Below are 23050 nucleotides of genomic sequence, written 5' to 3'. Positions count from 1 at the left end.
TAAAACGTGGCTATTTTGGGCAGCGGGATAATGTTCCGTCAGGGTAAGTTCGTCTTCCTGATCCAGCGCTCGGATGATGGCACGTGGTGCCAGCCTGGCGGAACGGTAGAGCCGGGCGAGCTGGCTATTGATGCCGCGCGCCGCGAGGTGCTGGAAGAGGTGGGCTATCAGTACGATGGCCCGCTGACTCCACACAGCGTATACGGCGATTATCTGACGTTTCGCGCCGAGGTGCCGGAGAGGTTCGAGGCGAAGCTTAACGACGAATCGCTTGCCGCCGGATGGTTCCACATTGACGACCTGCCCAAGCCGCTTCATCAGCCCTTCGCTGAGATGCTGGCGCAGCAGGCGCTCAATGAAACCGAGGTGGCCGCGCTCATCGCTGACGGGACGCTAAGCAGCCCGCAATTCTTTATCAACATGTGGATGTTCGCCATCCGGGTGACCGGAACAGGGGTTACCTGGCGCTCTGCAGATCAACAGATGGCCTTCCGTAACCCGGACGACTATCTCACTCCAGAGTTTCTCCAGCGGGTTGCCGGTGTACCGCTTATCTGGCTGCACCCGGAGAAAAACAAGCTCGATAGCGATGAATTTGCGAAGCGTGTTATCGGAACCATGACGAACAGTTGGGTTGCTGATAATGGCGAGGTCTGGGCTATTGCCCGGGTGTACGACGCCGAAGCCGCCGAAATTATGGCGACCAGGCAGTTAAGCACCTCACCAACCGTCACGTACAGCGAAATGCAGGACTCAATCATCAAAATCGACGGTCAGTCTCTATTGGTGGAAGGTTCCCCGGTATTGCTCGACCACGTTGCAATTTGTGAACAGGGCGTATGGGACAAGCTCCTTGCCCCTACTGGTGTTAAATCTGATTCCATTCCAAACGAGGCTGAAAAGATGGACGAGGAAAAAATCGTAGCGCTAATCAATAAGGCGATTGACGCACGCATGGCTAAGGCTGACGCAGAAGCAGCAGACCTGAAGGCCAAGGCCGATGCCGAAGAAGCAGCCAAGAAAGAAAAGGCTGATGCTGAGGCAAAAGAGGCCGAAGAGGCGAAAGCCAAAGCTGACGCGGAAGAGAAAGCCGCGAAGGAAAAAGCGGATGCCGAGGCAAAAGAGAAGGCTGATGCTGAGGCGGCAGAAGAAAAGGCGGCAAAAGAGAAAGCAGACTCTGAACTACGTCAGCAGATTGCCGATCTTAAAACGCGCATCCCAACCGAGTTAAGCGATGAAGAGCGCAACGAAGTCGCCGATGCGCAGGTGAAGGCCGATAGCGTGTTCTCCTGCTTCGGTAAGCGCGCGCCGGTGCCGCTGTCTGGTGAAAAGCCGCTGGCATATCGCCGCCGCCTGATGATCCAGTTGCAGGAGCATTCTCCTGATTTCAAAACCGTCGACCTGTCCTCTATCGCTGACTCAGCCCTGCTGAGCGTGGCCGAGAAGACGATCTACGCCGACGCGCAGAAATCGGCAAGCCTGTCTGTTGGCCCTGGCATGCTGCGCGAAATTAAACGCGCTGATGCGACCGGTCGCCAGATCAGCACCTTCGAAGGCGATCCTGCTGCCACCTGGGCTCCGTTCCAGTCCGGCAAGCGTCAGGTCACCAGTTTTAACAACCAGGCTTAACGGGAGCTCTCAAGCATGGCTAACTTATCTCTTAACCCGATGGCAACCACGAATGCGCTTGGCTCCTTCGGTGTGCAGTCCGACGGTTATATTCAGGGCGTGGCGCTTGATGACCCGGCTAACCGCTTTAACCTGGCGGCGGGTACTGTGGCGGCAACGGAAACCAAACCTCTCTGGGGCGGTCTGCCGGTTGCTGAGCTTCTGCCTGGCACCAGTTCAAGCCCTCGCGGTTCTTACATCCGTCGCGCTGTGTCTGTTGCCGAGCTGGAAGGCTTCACTGTCTTCAATCAGGCTCACAACGGCCTGACCACTCCGCAGTCACCGGTTCCGCTGTACGCATCAGGCATGAGCGTTTCGTACTACCGCCTGGGCTCCAACATGCGCGTTCCGTTGAAAGCTTCTGCGCAGGTTGTTGCGCTTGGCACCTCCGGCGCGTCAGTGAAAACGCCTCTGGCCTGGGACTTCGTGAACAACCAGATCACCACTGCGGCGGCGGCCGGTTTCGCCGGTTCTGATATTGCGACAACAGCAGTGACCTATGCCAATGGTGTGGCGACAGCGGTAACCGCTTCAGCTCATGGCCTGACTGCTGGTCAGTACGTGAAAATCAGCGGCGTCGCTCCTGCGGCGTACAACGGCACAGTAGTCGTGCTTTCAGTCGTGAACACAACGACCTTCACCTATGCACCGGCAACTGCACCAGGCGGCGCTGCAACCACGCAGGGCACCATCGGCGCAGTTACGCTTTCCGACATCACGCTGCCGGTAAAAGTGCTCGCCATCGAATCAGGCAACTCCAAGACTGTCAGCTATGACATCGCGACTGGTTTCCTGACCTGGAATAACACCGACAGCTGCGCGCTGGTCTTACTTTAATCGGGAGCTGAATTAAATGGCTGCAATTACCCCCAGCTACACCATCGTCAATCCGTCGTACATCGCGCCGGAGATGATCATTGGTTACCAGCAGGCATCAGGTGCGTTTGAAACCATCGCCAGCGGTAACCCGCAAGTCCGTCTAGGCGTAGGCGACCAGTACGTCTACATGCGCCGCCTGGATATTCGCACCCAGACCACTTCCAGCCAGTCCGGTAACGGTAACCAGCTGCCGAGCGTGGCGCTGGATGCGAAGATGATTTCAACCCCAACCTACCTGTTCCGCTGCCGTGGTATCTACGATCACCATGACATGGCGGCTGCCGGTAACTGGAACTTTGCACTGCCGGAAGCCCAGCGTCTGGGTATGCGTCAGGGCATCTTCCAGCAACTGCGCTCTGCTCTGCTGTATGGCATGAACCCTGCTGGTGGTGAAGGCCTGCTGAACACCGCTGGCGCGACTACCGAGTCCCTGCCTCCTGACAGCAACAGCAACACCACCGTGCTAACCTATGACCACGGGCAGATGGCGGTATATCTTCTGGGCCACGTGCAGGCAGCACTGACCCGCACCATGCAGCTGGGTCGCCAGCAGCGTGTTGTTATCCTGGGGCCGCAGCGCGTCCTCGGTGCCATGGAGATTCAGCAGATCGTTCAGCTGACTTCTTACCAGCGTCCTGGTGGTGGTACTGACACCGTCGGCGGCACGGTGAAAGAAGTGCTGAAAGGCGCAAACGTCCAAGTTGACTGGGTGTATGACGATACCCTGATCGGCGCTGGTGCTGGCGGTACCGATGCGGTGGTGATCACCATCCCTGAGGTCGAAGTGCCGATGGTCAACTCTACCGTGAACACCAACGAATTCGCCAAGCTGACCCCGTCTCTTGCCGCGAACGCGCTGATGTTTACCGACATGGCCGCGCCGCGCGAAATCCCGACGCCGATCGCTGGTGGCGCCATCGATGTTCTGTCCGAAATGCGTTCAACCGCAGGCTGGGCAGTTCGTCCGGAAGCAATCACCATCCTGTCCATGGCGTACAGCGCCTGATCCATTCTTTGAAGTGAAGTGGTTAAGCCTCTGCCGGGGAAACTCAGCAGGGGCTTTTTTACGAGGGTAACCAATGAAGCTCTATATCGCTAACACCACCAAACAGCGCCAGATTTTCGCCTATCGCAAGCTCGAGACCGGCCGCCTTATTCAGATCCCGATTAACCACGGCGATCAGATGATGGTGCTGGATGGCACAACTGAAGAGATTGAAGCGGTGGTGCAGCACCACCAGGTTTATGGTCTGGTTGACTCAACCAAAATCGACCAGAGCCAGGCGTTTGTCGGCTTGTGCTACAGCCTGAACAAGCCTGTATCAGCGTCGGTAATCGAAAAAGCAATCCGTGATAACGATATTCACCTGACCCGTGGCGCCCACGGCCGCCGCCAGGCATCTGTAGCGGCTCTGGATAGCGCGCTGCGTGAAAGCGGTACCGGATATTCCGGCGAGATGGAAGTCAGCGCGGAGCAGGCGAAAGGCCGAGAAGACAACGAAGACACTCCGACGGTCAACGAAACAATCGTGACTGAGCAATCCGGGAGAAAGAAAAAATGACAACGAGCCTGTCGGGATTCATCGAATTCGTTCGAACTGACATGGGCGTTACCGCCGCGCAGGTTCCCGACGACTCGCCGTCTTTCACCCTGGCGTATGGCGGCGCGGTTGAGTGGGTAAACCCTGATATCGCGTGCGTCACACCGAATCTGTACACCGTGGCCGTGTATAACCTCGGCGCATCGCTCCTGGTCAACTATGGTACCGAATCGGTATTTGCTGAATTCAGGAAAACGTATGGCCTGAACGATTTCAAAGCGGGTGTGATAACGGGGGCAGGGGACAATTCAACCAGCGCCCAGCGTCTGGTGCCGGACTTCTTCAAAGACCTGTCACTGGCTGACCTGCAGATGCTGCAGGACCCATGGGGCCGACGGTACCTGATGATTGCCCAGCAGTTCGGCAGTCTGTGGGGTCTGTCATGATCACCTTCCATCTTGGGGTGATTGACGTCCCGTATGAGGACGAGAACACCACGACCGGAGACGTCGCCGAGTATCTGGAGGAAAAGTACCAGATCATGCAGACGTTTTTCGACAGGTACAGCAACGACATTGCTGACCTGATGGCGAACGATCTGGCGGCGTCGCTTGAGAATATGATGGCCGGCGCGCCGCCAGCCAAAGACCCGCTGGCAGAGTCGATGTCACGGATTCATGACCTGTTTGTCGCCTTCCTCGACAACACCGAAATGAACGGATTGCCGGGCGTGCCTACGCGCCGCGCGCTGGACGGTATCTCCCGGCGATTCAAGAACAAAAAGGGGCCACCGCGCCCGTCATTCATCGATACCGGAACCTATCAGGCCGCGATGCGCGCCTGGGTGAGCGGGGTGCTAAATGCCTTCCCTGGATGAGTTGCAGCAAACTGCAAAAACCGAGCTTAACGCCACGCTGACGCAGGGTCTTGATGACCTGAGCCGTTTTCAGGTGGTCACGTTCACAAAGTATATCCGCAAGGTGCTGCCCCTCGATGGTTTCGTCTTCTGGGTAAAGGCTTCTGTTCTGTCGGACGACCCAAGCAGCGAGCCAGATACGGTCGATGTCAAAGGTTATTTGCACCTTACGACCGAGACCATACAGGACGATGAGCAACTCTATGACAGGAACGTCGTAACGTTTACCGCTCAGGCGGACATCGACCCGTTCAACGATATCGGATCTGATGTCCTGTATATCGGCGAGTTCTTTGGCCTTCAGTTTTCCTTCTCCCGGCGCACCGGGCTGAACGAACCGGCCAACCTCTACCACTACACAGGGGAGGCGATCTTCCCCTACATGCGATCGCAGATCATCAACTCCGCAGATGACATCGATCTGGCTGATGTGGTGGTTTCGAGTTCATTGCCGGTATGGCTGACGCTGAGCCAGTACATGCCGATGTTCCCGGCGATGCTTTCCACGCAGAACCTTTCGCCACCCTTCGCGACAATCCGGTGCAGTAACGTAACGCCGATCGCTGGATCGTTTTATGTCGATGAGCGTGATAACCAGTACCAGCTGGTATCAGAGGACGTGACGATTTCTGTTACCGGCCTGCGTAACGCAGCCGTTGAAGACTTTCTGCGTTACGTCCAGCAGCACACGCTACGCGACGATGCAGAAATGGGCGTAATGAATATCCCGGTTGTGCAGGATGAACGCGTTACGCAAAACGAGCTGAACGTCATTGCCATGCGCAAGACCATCAAATTCAAAGTCAATTATTACCAGCAACGGATGCGTGATGTATCCCGTGGGCTGATCCTGTCTGCAATCCCGTCCATTTATCCGGAGAAATAATTAAATGGCAATTGTTAACATTAACGTGTCGGTAACCAATCCGCCGAAGCCATCCCAGTTGCTGAAAAGCGGCGCGATGATCTCCGTGGGCGGGACAACGCTGAACGCAGGAGAGTCTAAATTACTGACCTCTAAATCAGACCTGGCAACGGTACAGGCACCGGAAAAAACTATCTCGTCAATTGCATGGGCGACCAACCTGGTAACAGTCACGTTGTCAGCACCGCACGGATGGACCGCCGGGCAGCAAATCCCTGTGGTTGTTTCGGGTGTTGTTCCGGCTGGATATAACGGCGCGTTTACCGCCACCGCGACCACCGCCACCGCATTTACTTACCCGCTCGCGTCCAGTCCTGGCGCTTCCACCACGATGGGAACGGTTAAGACAGTGATGGCGATCGAGCTGACGCAGATGAATGCGTCATACTGGGCTCAGGGAACTAACCGCGCTGTTTATGTACTTGAACTGGGAGAAAAACCGGCGGCGGAAGCTGTGGCAGAGCTGGCGACGTTTATTGATAATGACATCTCCCTGGGTAATACCTATCAGAAGTTCTTCTCATACCTGGTGCCGCGTGAGTGGGATTCTGAAGCGACTTTCAAAACCCTGACCGGACAGTACACATCGCCAGGATCGCTGGTTTATTTCTTTGTCACAACCACAATCGCCACTTACCAGTCATGGGTGGCAACCAAAAATAAATCAGTGTTTGCGGGTGTGGAAGCCCCTGAACTACCGGCTACTGAGTTTTCAATGGCTAAGGCGTTTCAGTCGGCTTTGTCCAATGATCCGGGCTCATCGAATATGGTCCCGCCGATGGCGTACCGCTTTATGTACGGCGCAACGGAATATTCCGTTGAAAACAATGGCACCCTGCTGAAAACGCTTCAGGACAATAACATCAATTACATTGGTTCCTCGGCTGAAGGCGGGCTCAGCAACAAGATGCTGGTGGCGGGCCATATGCTTGACGGCAACCCGTTTAACTACTGGTATGCGGTGGCGTGGGCGGCTATCAATCTTGAACTGGACCTGGCTAACGAAATAATCAACGGGTCGAACACCAATGTTAATCCACTCTATTACGACCAGAAAGGTATCGATCGCCTGCAAAATCGCGCGCTCAAGACGTTGCGTAACGGCATCAGTTACGGCCTTATTCTGGGTCGCGTTATCGGCGCAAAACTCATTCAGTCTGATTTCAACACTGAATACGAAAAAGGCTCTTACGCTGGTAACGCTGTGATCAACGCGGTCCCGTTTGCAAACTACTCCAGCCTGAATCCGTCTGATTATCAGGATGGGAAATACAACGGCCTGAGCGCTGTTATCACGCCGCGTCGTGGTTTCGAATCCATCACGTTTAACCTGAACGTCACCAATTTTGTAGGGGCATAAAATGGCAAACCCATTAGTACCACAGGGATTCCTCAACCGCGTCCGTGGCGCGGTTTCTGTCACTGATGTTCCGGCCCTGAACGTCACCGCGTCGTATCTCGGTAAAGACGGGATCAGCATGCGCCCGGATGGCCCGGCCACGGATATTCTTCCGACCATGACCGGCACAGTCGGCAGCCAAGTCCCATATCAGCAGGTCACTTTGACTGTTCACATGCTGCGAACTCAGGGACTGGCAGCGAGCTACCAGCAGCGTTTTGCGACAGATACAGCTCTGGGTGAGGTGGTTGTGACACCGGACGCCACCACGTTTGGCAACTTCACGCTCCTTAACTGCTACCTGATTAACTTCAACGAAATGCCGTTTAACGGTATGGATGCCGGATATGTGGTAACCATCAGCGGCTACCTAGTCACTAACGACAACATGTGGATTTAACCGTGAAAATCGATAAAAAACTTAATCTGGTTTGCACAGTCAGCCGTGATGACGGCTCGCTGGTTTACGTCCATACGTCACCGTTTCCTTACGAGGTTGTCGAAGAGCATTGCCTGATGCTTGGCAGCCTGTTTACCAGCTTTATCGCGCAGGTTGGCGGTCTCGGAGCGGCGCGCGTGGCCGCTATGATGCTTCGCAAGAAAATCAAACAGGAGCAGGCTGTCACTGGCCAGACCGGGCCGAATATTGTTGATGAAATCCAGCGACAAACCACTGTGATTTTTAATGAGAACGGGCAATGGAAACCATCCCCGTTAGAAACAGCAATGAAGCTTGGCATCATCACCGCTGACGAGTTTCGTGAGGTGGAGGGTGAAATCGTTTTTTTTATGGTTTCCTCTGCCATTCAGAAGCCGGAACTCATCAAGCCGACAGTGGGGAGCGTGATCGATATGTTCGGTGGTCAGTTAACCTTATCGACCGCTACGGAGTGGCGCGATTCTTTACTGACGTCGAAAACGGATACCGCTACCCAACCCCAGAATGCCCCGCAGGTAACGTCGTTTATACCCTCCTAGACTGGGCGTCTAATGAGGGGTTCAGGGATATCGTCAGGGAAGTGGCTGGCGAGGAATACGCCAGCCCTTCACAGTTCCGCCAGCGCTTTATTATCTCCGCCTTAAAAGAAAGGGGCTATTTCAATGGCAGCTAAATCCATTATTGAAGTTGATGTAAATGACGAAAAATTTCTGTCGTTTATGGACAAGTTCAATGAATACCAGGCTGCCCTTAATGACCTGCCGGCTGCGTGGCGTGCGTCCGCTCAGGGCATCAACGACAGCGCCCGTGAAACGACTAAAGCCTCAGCCGAGGCTGGCGGAATGGCTAAAGCGTTTTCGGATGGTGTCGATGCGCTTAACGCAATGGTAAATAACCTCGATCGTATCAACGGTAACCTTGAAGACGCTAACAAACGCCAGGACGACCTGAACAAGAAAACAGCGGGTTCTTCCGGTATTTTTGGCAAGCTGAAGAAAGACTCGAAAGAGTTTGCCGGACACATCAAAGATGCCACGGTGAGCCTGCTGTCATGGGGCGGAATTGTGGGCCTCTTCACCGGCGTTCTGGGTGCCGGTGGGTTGTTTGGCCTGAATCGACTGGCATCCACAGCCAGCGCCCAGCGCTTTACATCAATGGGGCTTAACACGTCCATTGGTGCGCTTGATTCCACTGCCATTAACTACCAGCGTGCTGTTGCTAATCCGACGGCAACACTGGGCGCGATTCGTGACACCCAGGCTGACTTATCCCAGCGCTGGAAGTTCCAGGCGATGGGTATTAATAACGCCGACCGCTCTCCGGACCAGTTACTGCCGGAAATGATCCGCGCAGCCCGTGATATTTTCAAACAGACCGGCGGCACGTTACAGGGCGCTAATGCTTACGGCCTGACCAGTTTCTTCAGCATTGATGACCTGAATCGCTTTAAGAACATGAGCGACGCAGAAATCGAGGCAATGGATAAACGCGCCAGACGAGACGCTCAGTTATTACAGATAACTGACGAGCAGGCGCGGCAGTGGCAGGACTTCAATATTCAACTCGACTACAGCAGCCAGAGCATTAAAAACACTTTCATTCGTGGTCTCGGACCGCTGACGCCGGGGCTGACGAAATTGTCCGATGCACTGTCTGGTGCCATTGATACCGTAATGCGCTCACCAGAGTTGGGTAAATGGATTGACGGACTCGCTGGTGGTATTCAGCGATTTGGTGATTACCTGGCCTCTCCCGACTTTAAAAATGATGTCGAAGATTTTATGTCCGGGCTCAAAAAGCTGGGACAAACAATCGGAAGAATCATTGACCTGGCAACCGGGAAGATAACGGCGACAGAGTTTTTTTCCGCTTCTTCCTCCATCCTCAGTAACGAGACCGTTAAAGACCCGAACGGCGGCCCTGATTATGTACCGGGAAGCGAGAGCGACCCCAATGTGTTGGGGTGGCTGAAGGGGGCCAAAAAGTTATCAGGCGTGGCACCAACCCAGTACGACCAGTATTTCGAAGAGGCCGCCAGAAAAGAAGGTCTTGATGCTAAATGGTTGAAAGCCGTTGCGGGTGCAGAGTCGTCATTTGATAAAAATATTGAAGGTCCGGTAACCCGTTCTGGAAAACGGGCTCAGGGTTTGATGCAGGTTATGCCGGATAATTTTCTGCCAGGAGAAGACCCTTTCAACGCCCGGGATAACATCATGGCAGGCGCAAGAGTCATGGCCTGGGCTAATCGACAAGCTGGTGGTGATTTCGACGAAATGCTGCGCTGGTATAACGGTGGAAAGAACAGGGGTAGCAAAGAAAATAATGAATACCCGGGGCGCGTTAAGGAGCAATACGCGGCCATTTATGGAACGCAGCCAAACCCAGTTTATACAACCTCCCCGGAAACCTCTGAAATCGCAAGAAACACGGCAAGAACGAATCAACTTCTCCAGCAGTCCATTGATAACAGCCGTAACTCTGGTGGCAACGGGGTAATTGTTTACAACAACACTGGCGGTAATGCGGTCGTAACAAGCGCTCAACTCGGAGCACGATAATAATGGGATTTTCACGCGAGATGTACAAACTGGGGTTTGAAATATCCCCGGTTATCCTGTGCGAAGGCATCGCTCAGGCAATCCCAGGTGGTATGCTGCCGATTGTTGCCCTGACCCAAAGTGCCAGTTTTGTTACTGGTATTTTGGGGGGCGCAATAAACCTTACAGACCTGGATAAGTATTTCTGTCACTGGAAACCAGTGCAGGGCGCGACGATAGTAGATTATGACATTGCCCGCTATCCTTTTGCTAACCAGGTTGTGGCCGCGAATGCCTTGCTGGCGCAACCGCTGCGTGTCTCTCTGGTTATGGAGGCTCCTGTTAACGAAAATACAGGCGCAATGACCAAGCTGGTAACAATAAGCGCATTACAGTCAGTGCTACAGGCCCACGCAAATCTCGGTGGAACCTTTATCGTTGCCACCCCGTCAGTTATCTATAACCGATGCATTTTGCGCACCGTGAAGGACGTCACCGCCGGCAACGATGCGTTACCGCAACGGACGTGGATGTGGGACTTCGAACAGCCGCTGATTACCTTAACTGGTGCGGAGAAGGCAGTTAATAACTTCCTGAATAAGATTGGCGCTGGAGACGTGGTAACCGAGCCATCATGGACAAACACGGTCAATGCTCTGGGCAACACCTCTCTTGGTGGTTCTGTTTCAGAGGCTATAACGGGCCTTCTTGGCAAACTTGGAATAGGCTCATGACAACTCAATATTTCCCATTCTCAGGTAATGAGCGTCAAAGTATAGCTTTTACGCCTGTTCTTGATGGTGCAGTTTATAACTGCCAGATTAAATGGAATATTGCCGCTCAGCGCTGGTATTTGTTTATTACTGATAATTCAGAAAATGCAATTATTAACACAGCCCTGGTTGGATCGCCTGCCGCTGGTGGTATTAATCTCATCTCTGGTGTATTCAGATTCACAACTATGTACTGGCGGGAAAAGAACGGGCAAATTGAGGTAATAAGTTAATGCGTTATTACGATATCCAGATTTTCGATCCGTCAAAAGACGGAAAATCTGATGTGTTATTGAAGCAATATAGCAGCCACAAAAATGGAGCTTATAATCCCGGCGCATTAATGATTGAGTTTGACATTCTCAGGTTTGGTGAATCAACCCCACAGGGTGAAACGCACCTGACTATATGGGGTATTGGACCGAAAGAAATGCAGCAGGCCAGACAGGACCTTTTCGGTAAAAGAATAAAAATCTTTCTCGGTATGAAGCAAGGTCTACCACTAGCTGGGAACTTCAAAGCGCCAGGACTGGTGCTTGATGGTACGATTAATCAGGTTTTTGGTAACTGGCAGGGTACGGATTTAAGGTTGGATTTTGTGATTGTAACTGGTCCAGTAACGTTAAACCCTGATGAGAAACCAGCACCACTGCCGTTAACGTTTGACTGGAAAGTTGGGCAAAAATTATCTGTCGCCTTAACTAACTGCTTCCAGTTGATAGGCGGTTATACATTTAATATTAATATTAGTGATCGGCTGGTTCTTAATCATTACAGAGGGCTGTTTTGTCGCGATATAGTTTCTCTGGCAAAGGACCTTAATGCCTTTTCTCGCTCATGGATTAAGGACTCAGGTTACACTGGTGTTGAAATAGCCATAGTTAACGGAAATCAAATTCGAGTCTGGGATAATGATGTCAATTACCATCCTGAAGGTTCAGAAGTAACAAGTATAACCGAGTTGAATTTTACTGATTTAATCGGACAGCCGACATGGGTAGCCTTTAAAACTATTAGCCTTATATGTGTTATGCGCAGTGATATTCAGGTCGGCGACCATATAATCATGCCTAAAAAAACCGCTCCAGTAATTAGAGCGTCATCATATTCTCAGTATCGAGAAGATTCCGCTTTTACAGGTGAGTTTGTTGTTAGTTCGGTGCGTCTCATTGGTAATAGTCGACAGCCAACTGCCGATGCGTGGGTAACAATTATTGAGGCATATCCATTTGTTAAGGCTGGTGGTAAATGAGCATCGATCAAAAGCTTAATTTTGGCAGCAGCATGAATCGTTTTGCTGAAAGAAAGGTCGAAGATGCCCTGCAAAAGGCGGGGAAGGTGCTTCCGGCGAGTGTGGTCAGACAGGATGGAAACATGATAACGGTAGCCTTTGAGCTGCGTGATATCCCTTATGTGCTTCCTCAGGTCACCATCCCGCTGTTTGGCCCTCAGTACATCCGATATCCAATGCAGCCAGGCGACAAAGGCGTTGTTATCCCGGCGGATACCTATCTTGGTGGGGTCAGCGGGCAGGGTGGTGGTATTGCTGACCTGACGCCGCCGGCGAACCTTAGTGCGCTGGTATTCCTTCCAGTAAGCAATACAGAGTGGGAACCTGTGGACGGTGAGGTAGTAACTATATACGGTCCCGAAGGCGTCACCATCCGCGATGCGGGCAGTAACACTACTTTTTTGCTCACGCCTGACAGCGTAACAATCGCCACGCCGGGACACTTTGAAGTTACCGTTGGATCGACCGTTTTCACGCTCACAGACGGTATGTGGAGTCTGACGGGGCAGGCCGGGAAACTGGAGGATGCCACAGCCAGTACAAGTCCGGCAATCATGCATGCCGGCTGGCAGGCCCTCACTTCATGGTGCAATAACCATCGGCATTCAAACGGGAACGGCGGTAGCAACACCGGGACAACGATAACGCCATTTAACGGGAATATCACCGAATGAGAAGCTACGGCAGGAATTCAGACGGGAAATGGGTGCAGGTTGATACGGATGAAAACGGGTTTAATGATTCAGTTTATCTGACAACGCTGGTACAAAACCTGAAGTTAGCTCCGCAGGAATCGCCATTCTTTGCGAATAATGGCATCCCTGCTAACGGGTCAGTAATACAGCAGGTTTTGCCAACGTATTACGTTAACCGCCTGCAACAGCAGTTCAGCCCCTATTTCTCATCGCTGCAAATCGCGTTAGTCAGTGATGATCCGCCTGTTTACAACATCTCGGCGATAACCAACGCCGGTTCGAAAATTATTGCAACGGTGAATGTATGAGTGATTTATCGGTTAGCTACACAGCTGCTGGTCCGGTACCGCAAAGCCCAGAAAGTCTGCGCGATCAACTTGTGGCGCAAGCTGTTCAACTGGCACCCGGTATCACAACCGAGTTACCCGGGTCACTGATCGAGGATATCGTTAGCACGGACGTAGGCGCGTTGCTGATATGCGATCAGGCGCGAGTTGACCTTATTAACTCAGTTGGCCCACTAAAAGCCAATATCTACATGCTCAATTTACTGGCCCAGCAGTCTGGCATCGCACCGCAGAAGACCCAGGGAGCAACGACGGTTCCAGTACAGTTTTCTGGACCTCCTGGTTTTCCCGTTCCGCAGGGGTTTATGGTTTCCGACGGGACGTACTCTTATACGCTGAACGATACCACCATTATTCCGGTGTCAGGCATATCATCCCAGGCGACGTGTACCGCCACTATTACCGGATCATGGGCTGTTCCGGTCGGGACCGTCAACAAGATAATCACCAGCGTTCCTGAGGACATCACTCTTACCTGCAACAATCCGGTTGCTGGCGTTCCGGGTCTGGAGCCTGAAACCAACTACCAGTTTCGTGATCGGGTGTGGGAAGCGCAAATGTCCACAGTCCAGGGTTATCCGGGCTTCATCCGACAGAAATTGACTGATGTGGATGGCGTTCAGGCGCGACTGGTATCAGTGGTGCAGGACGGGAATAGCTGGGTCATCATGTGCGGCGGCGGTGACATTTATGAAATGGCCGGGGCCATATTTAAAGCAGCAGGGGATATCAGCAGGCTGAAAGGCACAACTGTAGACGTTACTGGCATAACAAATGCCAATCCTGGCGTTGTTACGACAGGGATCACGCATGGGCTTACCACAGGTCAGGTGATTAACATCAAAGACGTTAACGGGATGGCTGGCGTTAATAATGTTCCGTTGACCGTGACGGTGCTCACGCCACATACGTTTTCAATTGGGATAAACACTACGGCAGCTGGCCCATGGACTGGAGGTGGGGAGGTAACACCAAACGTAAGAAATAATGTGGTTACTATCAATGACTGGCCGGATAATTACCTTATCCCGTTCGTTATCCCTTTGCAGCAGCAGGTAGCGGTTCGGTTTGAGTGGGGAACTGAAGGTGCAAACTATCTCACTGACGCCACAGTATCCACGCTTATTTCTGGGCCAGTTATTCAATACATAAATGGAATTTACGCCGGAAAACCGCTGAACATTAACAGCCTAAAAGATACGTTTCTTCAGTCAGTTAATTCTGTTCTTGATATGAGTTTAATTACGAAGCTGAATGTTATCGTGACTGTTAATGGTGCGATTACTCCCGTTGACCCAAACACGAATATCATCAGTGGTGATCCATTCAGTTATTTTTATATCGCGTCTGATGGCGTAACCGTTGACGGAGCCTAGAATGCTTGAGGATATTATCCGTTCGTACCTGTACACGCAGTACAATGATGATGACAATATCCGTGCTACCGTGACTGCGTATAACGCGATGGCAAAAAATATTTATGACCGGATGAAAAATGCGAATCTGCCAATATTCGTGGGCGGTTATAACGCAGGAGACCAACTCAGGTGGATAGCCAGGGGGATTTATGGCGTTAAGCCACCAGTCCTGTCGAGTGGACGCCAGATAGTCACTGGCCCGTTTAATACGGTCATGTTCAACCGTGCGCCATTCAACTCCCGCACTGTGATTAATCAGTCTGAACAGGTCGTGGTTTCAGATGACCTGTTTAAGCGAATTATGACGTGGAATTTCTATAAGGGCGATGGGTTCTACTTCACAATCCCCTGGCTGAAACGGCGCATTCTCCGCTTCCTGACTGGTGTTGACGGCGTCGATATTGCCAATGATCAGCACTGGAGTATTTCAGTGCTTTTCTCGGGTGGCGGTGCGAGCATATCGATAATCAAAGGCTTCAGGAAACTCACAACCTCATCCATCTACAATACGCAACCATTCAACAGCCGGGAATACAATCAAAAAACAAGCGTGCTCATCAAAAGCAACGAGTATGAGTATGCATCGCTTTTCAAGCAGGCTTTCGACAGTGGCCTGCTCCACATGCCGTTTTATCAGCCTGTGAGCGTGACTATCGTTGGTTGAGTGGTGTAAAATCAGGCATCTTTTATAGACTTTTAGGGATGAATATGAAAATTATCGCCAAGGCCTTGTTTCTTTGTTTTTTCCTTTCAGGATGTGGAACTACTGCATATCAAAAATCTAGTGATTTTTCCTCAGCTTATACTTTGCAACAAAAAAGAGATGTTTTGATAAAATGGCTCCCATCTTATAATGGGATGCAAAAAAACTTCCCCAAAATACGTAACGAATTGATTGAGAGCGTAGGTGAAGATAATGCGTTTTTAAATGGTCTTGTATTGGAGTGTTATAATAATAGAAATGATGAGTGCGTATACCATTATTACATTAATGCCATAGATGAATACAATGACAAAAAGTGCGAAGAAAATCCATCTTGCCTTAAAGAAAGAAATCTTAATGAAGCGATAAACAAGCTAAATAGCACTTATTATCTCGTAATGGCTAGGAATCAATACCATCAATCAGAATTTGATCTAATTATAAGAGAGCTATGTAAGTCTGCCGGAATAGGCCAGAGAGGTGGGATATCACTCATGCAGATTGAAAATGACGTAAACCAAGCATCAGGCCTATCCCCTGAAGTAAGAGGGCAGTTCAGAGATATAGCAATGGAATGTTGGAAATTAAGTTCATATGGTATTAACGATGGAACTACTAAAATAAAAAATATCTACTAACGAAACAAGATAAACTACTATTCAGTAGCAGTCAATATGCCCCGCTTTGGCGGGGTTTTTTATTGCCAAAAATCCCGGAGGAAAAATGGCACTATCTCTTTTAGCCGCTAACAATGCTCAGACAGTGCTTGCGGCTGGAATTAGCTCAACGGCAACATCTCTTACTGTAAACGCTGGAACAGGAACGCTTTTCCCGCCCCCTGTAGCAGGAACCAGCTTTTTTAAACTGACGATTATTGATGCTGCAACCGGTTCTCTTACGGAGATTGTTCATGTTACTGCCCGGGCTGGTGATGTCTTTACTATTCAGCGTGGGCAGGAAGGAACTGTCCCACGAGCGTGGTCAGCAAATGACATTGCGGCAAACATGATGACGGCCGGAACGCTGTCCTACATCCTTGGGAACTTCCAACCGCTGGATCCTACATTGACGGCGTTAGCCGCGTTAGTGGGCGTTGCGAATAAATTACCGTATTTCAACGGGGATGATACTGCAGCTTTGACCGACCTCACTCAGGTAGGCCGTGACATCATCGGGAAGAGCGATATCGCTGCGGTTCTCCAATACCTTGGTCTTGAAAACGTCCTGCGAGCTGACCACGCATCATTTGCCGGATTTGAATCAAACAATCCCGCAATACCATACATGCGGCATGTCACAACAGATGCAGTAATTAGATTAGCCACTACCACCGCATTGCAAAATGGTCTGAACGACAAACAAGATAAAGATGCGACTCTGACAACACTGAGCGGGAAAGATGCGAATGGCATTCTCCAGTATTTGGGGTATGAAAGTGGTTCTGAGTGGGTGAAGCTGCCTGGAGGATTGATTATTCAGCGCGGACGAATTGGACACCAAGTTGGCATCACATCCGTTCTGGTTACACTGCCGAGGGCATTTACCAGTCTGGAATATTCTGTCGCACAGTCCTGGAGTGACGTTCAGAATATAGCAACCGGAGATACTCAGAACCCTGCGAGCAACGGCACTCAATTTTCTTCCCGTACATTGACTACATTTCAGTCATGGCAGGCAGGTCCAGGTGGATTCAATACTGACTATATAGCTATAGGATATTAACGATGGATTATATCTGGAGTGCAAAAAAAAATGGCTTCTATCCCTTAAGTGAACAAGATAGATATAAATCGCTGGGATTATGGCCTGATGATGGGGTTGAGGTTACCGAGGAGCAACATGCAGCGATTTTCCTCAATCCCGCTCAGGGAAAGGTGATTGGCACCGAGAATGGGAGGCCAGCCTGGATTACCCCTCCACCACCGACAGTCGAGGAGTTGCAGGCCGGAGTGCAGGCGAAAATTAACGCGCTGCGCGCCGAGGCTGATTCAGTTATCAGTCCATTGAAAGACGCCATGGAGGGTGGATATATAGATGATGCGGATAAGCCAAAACTGACCGCATGGCAGAAATATCGCTATGCACTAACAAAGGTTGACTTAGCAAACCCTGTCTGGCCTGAGATGCCAATATAGGAACCTTTGATGGAATGGGCCGCGTGCAGTCATATTGGTTGCGCTAGCTCGGCCCACTGATTTTTCATATTGCCGATGGCATGCGTAACGGCGTGCCATATAAATTTATCGGTCAATAGAATTTTGTTAGAGAGATAAAAGCGGGATGCACAAAACTATGCATAGGTTTGCAAGGCTTTGCGTGCTTCTGGTGGGAGATGTGATGGGGCATGGATGTGGCAAAAAATTAGCGCAAGATGACGAATGCCGCCTTGCGCTAATGCTCTGCTTCAGGTCACTAATTCGGCGTAAGTAATTGATTGTTAGTGACTGGAACTGTCATGTTTTACAGTGTTTTGTAGTATATTAATTAAGCTAAAACACTTTCATCTCATTGATTATATTAAATATTACCTTGTTTCATCCTGCTTTTTTATACTAAGTTGAGCGAAACGGGAAGGCGAAAAGGTAAAAAGTTGTTTTTTATCGCAGCAATGTCTGGCGCGGAGAGTCTTTATATCACAAATAGATAACAATTATGGTTCTTCAGGTTGACAACATCCCTATAATCAAAAATAAATGTCTATACAACCTATGACAAGTGGTGAGTCGAATGCAGCAATTCTTCCCTGATGATGTTATCTGGCGCAATGTTCGTCTGGCGACTATGGACCCTGAACGTGGTACCCCATATGGGCTGTTGGATGGTCACGCGCTGATCGTCCGCCAGGGCAAGATTCGCGATATCGTCCCGGAATCATCGTTATATCTCACGCATGACAATACTCTTGATATGCAGGGCAGGCTGATTACGCCTGGCCTGATTGATTGCCATACGCATCTGGTCTTTGGCGGAAACCGCGCAGGTGAGTGGGAGCAGCGGCTAAATGGTGTCTCCTACCAGCAGATAAGCGCTCAGGGTGGGGGGATCAATGCCACCGTATCGGCGACCCGCAGCGCCACGGATGAACAACTCTTACACGTAGCTCATCAGCGGATGGAACAGCTGATCAAAGAAGGTGTTACGCTGCTGGAAATAAAATCCGGCTACGGCCTGGATTTGCCGACAGAAGAGAAAATATTGCGCGTGGTGGCAGCGCTGGCGGCAGAGAGTATCGTTGAAATCAGCCCGACGCTGTTGGCCGCGCATGCAACTCCAGCGGAATACCGGGATGATCCTGACGGCTATATTACGCTGGTGTGTGAGACCATTTTGCCGCAATTGTGGGAACAAGGGCTGTTTGAGACCGTCGATCTGTTCTGTGAAAGCGTTGGTTTTTCGTTGGCGCAGAGCGAGCGGGTGTTTCAGGCTGCACAGGCGCTGGGCATCCCGATTAAAGGCCATGTCGAACAACTGTCATTGCTTGGCGGCGCACAGTTGGTAAGCAGCTACCACGGACTATCCGCCGATCATATTGAATACCTCGATGAAGCGGGCGTGGCGGCGATGAGCCAAAGCGGTACGGTCGGTGTGCTGCTGCCCGGCGCATTCTATTTCCTCAAAGAGCAGCAGCGCCCACCGGTGGCGTTGCTGCGTCAATATCAGGTACCGATGGCGGTAGCGACAGATTTTAACCCCGGTACCAGTCCGTTTATCAGCCTGCACTGGGCGATGAATATGGCCTGCGTTCAGTTTGGCCTGACGCCGGAAGAAGCATGGGCGGGCGTAACCCGTCATGCGGCCCGGGCGCTGGGGCGTCATGCCACCCACGGTCAATTGAAGGCCGGGTTTGTGGCCGATTTTGTGGTGTGGGATGCAACCCTCCCGGTCGAGATCCTGTATGAACCCGGGCGCAATCCGCTCTACCAACGCGTATTCAAAGGACAAATAGCATGACCAACTGGCAACCAGCCTCACCTGCGCTGTGGCAGGGACGTGATGACCGCGCCGAATCGCCAAATGCGCTGCGCCTGTTTCAGACTATCACGCAAAGCCCGACGTTTAGCCCAGAAATGTACCGCGAGCAGATAGCGTTACTCGGGTTTGCCTGCGACGAAGGCGTTAAACGTAATCAGGGGCGCACGGGCGCCGCCGGAGCACCCGATGAGCTGCGCAAGGCGCTGGCGAATTTAGCCAGCCACGATGGGCACAATCGGCTGGTGGATCTGGGAAATATTGTGGCGCAGGCTCCCGATCTTGAGGGCGCGCAGCAGGCGTTACGTAATGCGGTACAGCGCTGTCAGCAGGAGAACATGCGTACCTTTGTTTTGGGCGGAGGACATGAAACCGCTTTTGCACACGGCGCTGGCGTACTGGATGCGTTCCCGCAGGCGAAAGTGGGGATAGTCAACTTCGATGCGCATCTCGATTTGCGCAAAGCTGAACAAGCCACATCCGGTACGCCATTTCGCCAGTTGGCGCAGCTTTGCGATGAACAGCAGCGTGAATTTCACTATGCCTGTATCGGCGTCAGTCGGGCGGCAAACACCCAGGCGCTTTGGGATGAGGCCCAGCGGCTCGGTGTTACCGTGGTGGAGGATCTGCATTGCGATACGGCGCAGGCGCAGTTAGCGCAGTTCATTGCCAATCTGGATGTCATCTATCTGACAATCGACCTCGACGTGCTGCCGGTGTGGGAAATGCCCGGCGTGTCGGCCCCCGCCGCGCTTGGCGTACCCTTGGCGACGCTGCTGAGACTGATTGAGCCTCTGTGTCGTAGCGGTAAACTCCTGGCGGTGGATATGGTTGAATTTAATCCACGCTTTGACGATGATGGCAGAGCAGCACGCGTGGCGGCGCGATTAGGCTGGCAAATCGCCCACTGGTGGCACTGATATACCTGATGGCGTTGCGCTTATCAGGCTCGGGTAATGCCTGTAAACTCTACCCACTCACATTTTCAGCTTAAGGAAGGCTCACGCATGCTCCCATCCCGTTCTGCTCCGGCTCCTTTTTACGAAAAGGTCAAACAGGAGATCAGCGAAAAAATTGCCAGCGGTATCTGGCAGCCTCACGATCGCATTCCTTCTGAGGCAGAGCTGGTGGCGCAGTATGGTTTCAGCCGCATGACCATCAACCGGGCGCTACGTGAGTTAACGGATGAAGGTTTACTGGTGCGTTTGCAGGGCGTGGGGACGTTTGTCGCCGAGCCAAAAGGCCAGTCCGCACTGTTTGAAATCCGCAGCATCGCAGATGAAATCAACGCCCGTCAGCATCAGCACCGGTGCGAAGTGCTGACGCTGGAAAAAACCCAGGCCAACGCGCAGCAGGCTTTGGTGTTAAACGTCAAAGAAGGCACCTCCATTTTTCACTCTGTCATGGTTCATTACGAGAACGATCTGCCGGTACAGATTGAAGATCGCTGTGTGAATGCCGAAATTGTGCCGGAGTATCTGGCGCAGGATTACAGCCAGACCACGCCGCACGCATACCTGTCACTGATAGCCCCGCTGACGGAAGGTGAACATATTGTTGAAGCGGTACGTGCCAGCGCTGAAGAGTGCGCGCTGCTGAATATCAAAGAACACGATCCCTGCCTGCTGATTCGTCGTAAGACTTGGTCTGCGTCGTCCATAGTCTCTCATGCCCGTTTGCTGTTCCCGGGTTCCCGCTATCGCCTGCAAGGACGGTTTATGTCCTGATACAGGACATGAAAACCGTGATTGCTGACGCAATATAATAAAAATGTATCCTAATTGTTAAAATCACCCTTGCGATGACTTGTATAGACAAGTATATGTTTCTTATCTATCCGACGTTCGCGAGGAGTTTTCTGTCATGTCCCATAGCAAATATCGTCAGCAGGATATTCGTGCCCCACGCGGCACCACCTTAACGGCCAAAAGCTGGCTGACCGAAGCGCCGCTGCGCATGTTAATGAATAATCTGGATCCCGATGTGGCGGAAAATCCGCATGAGCTGGTGGTATACGGTGGGATTGGCCGCGCCGCGCGGGACTGGGAATGTTATGACGCCATCGTCAATGCGCTGACCAAACTGGAGACCGATGAAACTCTGCTGGTCCAGTCTGGTAAACCGGTAGGCGTATTCAAAACTCACGACAACGCACCGCGCGTGCTGATTGCCAACTCCAACCTGGTGCCACATTGGGCTACCTGGGAACACTTCAACGAACTGGACGCCAAAGGGCTGGCGATGTACGGCCAAATGACCGCCGGAAGCTGGATCTACATCGGCAGCCAGGGCATCGTGCAGGGGACTTATGAAACCTTCGTTGAGGCCGGACGTCAGCATTATCAGGGTAACCTCAGCGGACGCTGGGTGCTGACCGCCGGGCTGGGCGGCATGGGCGGAGCACAACCGCTAGCCGCTACACTTGCGGGTGCGTGTTCGCTGAACATTGAATGCCAGCAAAGCCGAATTGATTTCCGTCTGCGTACCCGTTACGTCGACGAGCAGGCGACATCGCTTGACGATGCGCTGGCGCGTATCGACAAATACACCCGCGAGGGTAAAGCCGTCTCCATTGCGCTGTGTGCTAATGCCGCCGACGTTGTGCCGGAACTGGTGAAGCGCGGTGTGCGCCCGGATATGGTCACCGACCAGACCAGCGCCCACGATCCGCTGCATGGTTATCTGCCGTCCGGCTGGAGTTGGGAAGAGTATCAGGCAAAAGCGGTGTCCGATCCGCAGGGCACGGTGCAGGCGGCGAAACGTTCAATGGCAACGCACGTTGAGGCGATGCTGGCGTTTAGCAAAATGGGTGTGCCGACGTTTGATTACGGCAACAACATTCGCCAGATGGCCAAAGAGATGGGCGTGGAAAACGCCTTTGATTTCCCCGGCTTCGTACCTGCTTATATTCGCCCCCTGTTCTGTCGCGGTATAGGCCCGTTCCGTTGGGTGGCGCTGTCGGGCGATCCGCAGGATATTTATAAGACAGATGCCAAAGTGAAAGAGATCGTGGCTGATGATAAGCACCTTCATCACTGGCTGGATATGGCGCGTGAACGGATCAACTTCCAGGGCTTACCAGCGCGTATCTGCTGGGTCGGCCTGGAGTGGCGACAAAAGCTGGGGCTGGCGTTTAATGAAATGGTGCGCTGCGGTGAAGTATCCGCGCCGATTGTTATTGGCCGTGATCATCTGGACTCCGGTTCTGTTGCCAGCCCAAACCGCGAAACAGAAGCTATGCGCGACGGTTCAGACGCCGTATCCGACTGGCCGCTGTTGAACGCGCTGCTTAACACCGCCAGCGGAGCAACCTGGGTGTCGCTTCATCATGGCGGCGGGGTTGGCATGGGCTTCTCTCAGCATGCCGGGATGGTGATTGTTTGCGATGGTACCGATGAGGCCGCGGCGCGCATCGCCCGGGTATTACATAACGATCCGGCTACCGGGGTGATGCGCCACGCCGACGCCGGGTATGACATTGCGGTGGAGTGCGCCGTTGAAGAAGGGCTGAATTTGCCAATGATTGCTGCGACGCAGGAGAAACGCTGAT

At 52.2% G+C, this 23050-nt stretch carries 25 protein-coding genes; all 25 read left to right on the top strand.

All coding sequences use genetic code 11. The annotated features are described in order from the left end of the window. The first annotated feature begins 6 nt into the window (after positions 1–6). The 25 genes from ACHHZ7_RS01155 to hutU all read left to right on the top strand — a co-directional run bounded on the left by ACHHZ7_RS01155 (position 7) and on the right by hutU (position 23049). Entirely contained in the window at positions 7–1629 is a 1623-nt protein-coding gene (locus ACHHZ7_RS01155; protein ID WP_395148475.1) for an NUDIX domain-containing protein, read from the top strand. 15 nt (positions 1630–1644) lie between these two features. After that, positions 1645–2505: a hypothetical protein gene (locus tag ACHHZ7_RS01150; protein WP_134411784.1), complete on the top strand. Its 861-nt coding sequence runs from the start codon at positions 1645–1647 to the stop codon at positions 2503–2505. Positions 2506–2521: 16 nt separating this feature from the next. After that, positions 2522–3553 carry a hypothetical protein gene (locus ACHHZ7_RS01145; protein WP_000719054.1) on the top strand — a complete coding sequence of 344 codons (1032 nt, stop codon included), beginning with the start codon at positions 2522–2524 and terminating at the stop codon, positions 3551–3553. Positions 3554–3626: 73 nt separating this feature from the next. Next, positions 3627–4109, top strand: coding sequence for a hypothetical protein (locus ACHHZ7_RS01140; RefSeq protein ID WP_113073259.1), 483 nt, complete (start codon positions 3627–3629; stop codon positions 4107–4109). Beyond that, entirely contained in the window at positions 4106–4534 is a 429-nt protein-coding gene (locus tag ACHHZ7_RS01135; protein WP_395148472.1) for a hypothetical protein, read from the top strand. The genes ACHHZ7_RS01140 and ACHHZ7_RS01135 overlap by 4 nt, the downstream gene beginning before the upstream one ends. Beyond that, positions 4531–4965, top strand: coding sequence for a hypothetical protein (locus tag ACHHZ7_RS01130; RefSeq protein WP_023327269.1), 435 nt, complete (start codon positions 4531–4533; stop codon positions 4963–4965). The genes ACHHZ7_RS01135 and ACHHZ7_RS01130 overlap by 4 nt, the downstream gene beginning before the upstream one ends. After that, positions 4949–5890, top strand: coding sequence for a hypothetical protein (locus tag ACHHZ7_RS01125; protein ID WP_395148470.1), 942 nt, complete (start codon positions 4949–4951; stop codon positions 5888–5890). The genes ACHHZ7_RS01130 and ACHHZ7_RS01125 overlap by 17 nt, the downstream gene beginning before the upstream one ends. Positions 5891–5894: 4 nt before the next feature. Then, the gene (locus tag ACHHZ7_RS01120; RefSeq protein ID WP_192464067.1) at positions 5895–7289 is read left to right on the top strand and encodes a hypothetical protein; all 1395 of its coding nucleotides are present in this window, start codon (positions 5895–5897) and stop codon (positions 7287–7289) included. A gap of 1 nt (position 7290) precedes the next feature. After that, on the top strand, positions 7291–7728 hold the full coding sequence (locus ACHHZ7_RS01115) for a hypothetical protein (protein ID WP_192464068.1): 438 nt from the start codon (positions 7291–7293) through the stop codon (positions 7726–7728). A 2-nt stretch (positions 7729–7730) separates the two neighbouring features. Continuing rightward, positions 7731–8306 carry a hypothetical protein gene (locus ACHHZ7_RS01110; protein WP_192464069.1) on the top strand — a complete coding sequence of 192 codons (576 nt, stop codon included), beginning with the start codon at positions 7731–7733 and terminating at the stop codon, positions 8304–8306. A gap of 123 nt (positions 8307–8429) precedes the next feature. Beyond that, positions 8430–10325 (top strand): lytic transglycosylase domain-containing protein, encoded by a 1896-nt coding sequence (locus tag ACHHZ7_RS01105; protein ID WP_395148468.1) that lies wholly within the window; start codon positions 8430–8432, stop codon positions 10323–10325. A 2-nt stretch (positions 10326–10327) separates the two neighbouring features. Continuing rightward, entirely contained in the window at positions 10328–11038 is a 711-nt protein-coding gene (locus ACHHZ7_RS01100; protein ID WP_395148466.1) for a hypothetical protein, read from the top strand. Further along, positions 11035–11310 carry a hypothetical protein gene (locus ACHHZ7_RS01095; RefSeq protein ID WP_113073254.1) on the top strand — a complete coding sequence of 92 codons (276 nt, stop codon included), beginning with the start codon at positions 11035–11037 and terminating at the stop codon, positions 11308–11310. Before ACHHZ7_RS01100 ends, ACHHZ7_RS01095 begins: the two co-directional genes overlap by 4 nt. After that, entirely contained in the window at positions 11310–12329 is a 1020-nt protein-coding gene (locus tag ACHHZ7_RS01090) for a hypothetical protein (RefSeq protein WP_395148464.1), read from the top strand. The genes ACHHZ7_RS01095 and ACHHZ7_RS01090 overlap by 1 nt, the downstream gene beginning before the upstream one ends. Continuing rightward, positions 12326–13042: a hypothetical protein gene (locus ACHHZ7_RS01085; RefSeq protein WP_192464073.1), complete on the top strand. Its 717-nt coding sequence runs from the start codon at positions 12326–12328 to the stop codon at positions 13040–13042. The genes ACHHZ7_RS01090 and ACHHZ7_RS01085 overlap by 4 nt, the downstream gene beginning before the upstream one ends. Beyond that, complete coding sequence (locus ACHHZ7_RS01080; RefSeq protein WP_192464074.1) at positions 13039–13371, top strand: hypothetical protein; 333 nt, start codon at positions 13039–13041, stop codon at positions 13369–13371. The genes ACHHZ7_RS01085 and ACHHZ7_RS01080 overlap by 4 nt, the downstream gene beginning before the upstream one ends. After that, positions 13368–14786, top strand: a complete 1419-nt coding sequence (locus ACHHZ7_RS01075) for a ubiquitin-activating E1 FCCH domain-containing protein (protein ID WP_192464075.1) — start codon at positions 13368–13370, stop codon at positions 14784–14786. The genes ACHHZ7_RS01080 and ACHHZ7_RS01075 overlap by 4 nt, the downstream gene beginning before the upstream one ends. Position 14787: 1 nt before the next feature. Next, positions 14788–15492 (top strand): hypothetical protein, encoded by a 705-nt coding sequence (locus tag ACHHZ7_RS01070; RefSeq protein ID WP_395148461.1) that lies wholly within the window; start codon positions 14788–14790, stop codon positions 15490–15492. A 44-nt stretch (positions 15493–15536) separates the two neighbouring features. Continuing rightward, positions 15537–16169 (top strand): hypothetical protein, encoded by a 633-nt coding sequence (locus ACHHZ7_RS01065; protein WP_152402857.1) that lies wholly within the window; start codon positions 15537–15539, stop codon positions 16167–16169. A gap of 85 nt (positions 16170–16254) precedes the next feature. Beyond that, a complete protein-coding gene (locus ACHHZ7_RS01060; RefSeq protein ID WP_395148459.1) occupies positions 16255–17253 on the top strand; it encodes a hypothetical protein in 999 nt (332 codons plus the stop codon). Between the two features lie 2 nt (positions 17254–17255). Next, the gene (locus ACHHZ7_RS01055) at positions 17256–17666 is read left to right on the top strand and encodes a tail fiber assembly protein (protein WP_192464148.1); all 411 of its coding nucleotides are present in this window, start codon (positions 17256–17258) and stop codon (positions 17664–17666) included. A 592-nt stretch (positions 17667–18258) separates the two neighbouring features. Beyond that, positions 18259–19482, top strand: a complete 1224-nt coding sequence (hutI, locus tag ACHHZ7_RS01050; protein WP_060682517.1) for an imidazolonepropionase — start codon at positions 18259–18261, stop codon at positions 19480–19482. Continuing rightward, the gene (gene hutG / locus ACHHZ7_RS01045; protein ID WP_060682516.1) at positions 19479–20420 is read left to right on the top strand and encodes a formimidoylglutamase; all 942 of its coding nucleotides are present in this window, start codon (positions 19479–19481) and stop codon (positions 20418–20420) included. The genes hutI and hutG overlap by 4 nt, the downstream gene beginning before the upstream one ends. A gap of 87 nt (positions 20421–20507) precedes the next feature. Further along, entirely contained in the window at positions 20508–21227 is a 720-nt protein-coding gene (locus tag ACHHZ7_RS01040) for a histidine utilization repressor (RefSeq protein ID WP_003831502.1), read from the top strand. 136 nt (positions 21228–21363) lie between these two features. Beyond that, positions 21364–23049: a urocanate hydratase gene (hutU, locus tag ACHHZ7_RS01035; protein WP_060682515.1), complete on the top strand. Its 1686-nt coding sequence runs from the start codon at positions 21364–21366 to the stop codon at positions 23047–23049. Position 23050: the final 1 nt, after the last annotated feature.

The sequence above is a fragment of the Citrobacter freundii complex sp. 2024EL-00216 genome (assembly GCF_043945515.1).
Lineage (GTDB): Bacteria > Pseudomonadota > Gammaproteobacteria > Enterobacterales > Enterobacteriaceae > Citrobacter > Citrobacter portucalensis.
Note: the sequence above shows the minus strand (reverse complement) of the source record. Positions and strands in the feature narration are given on the sequence as shown.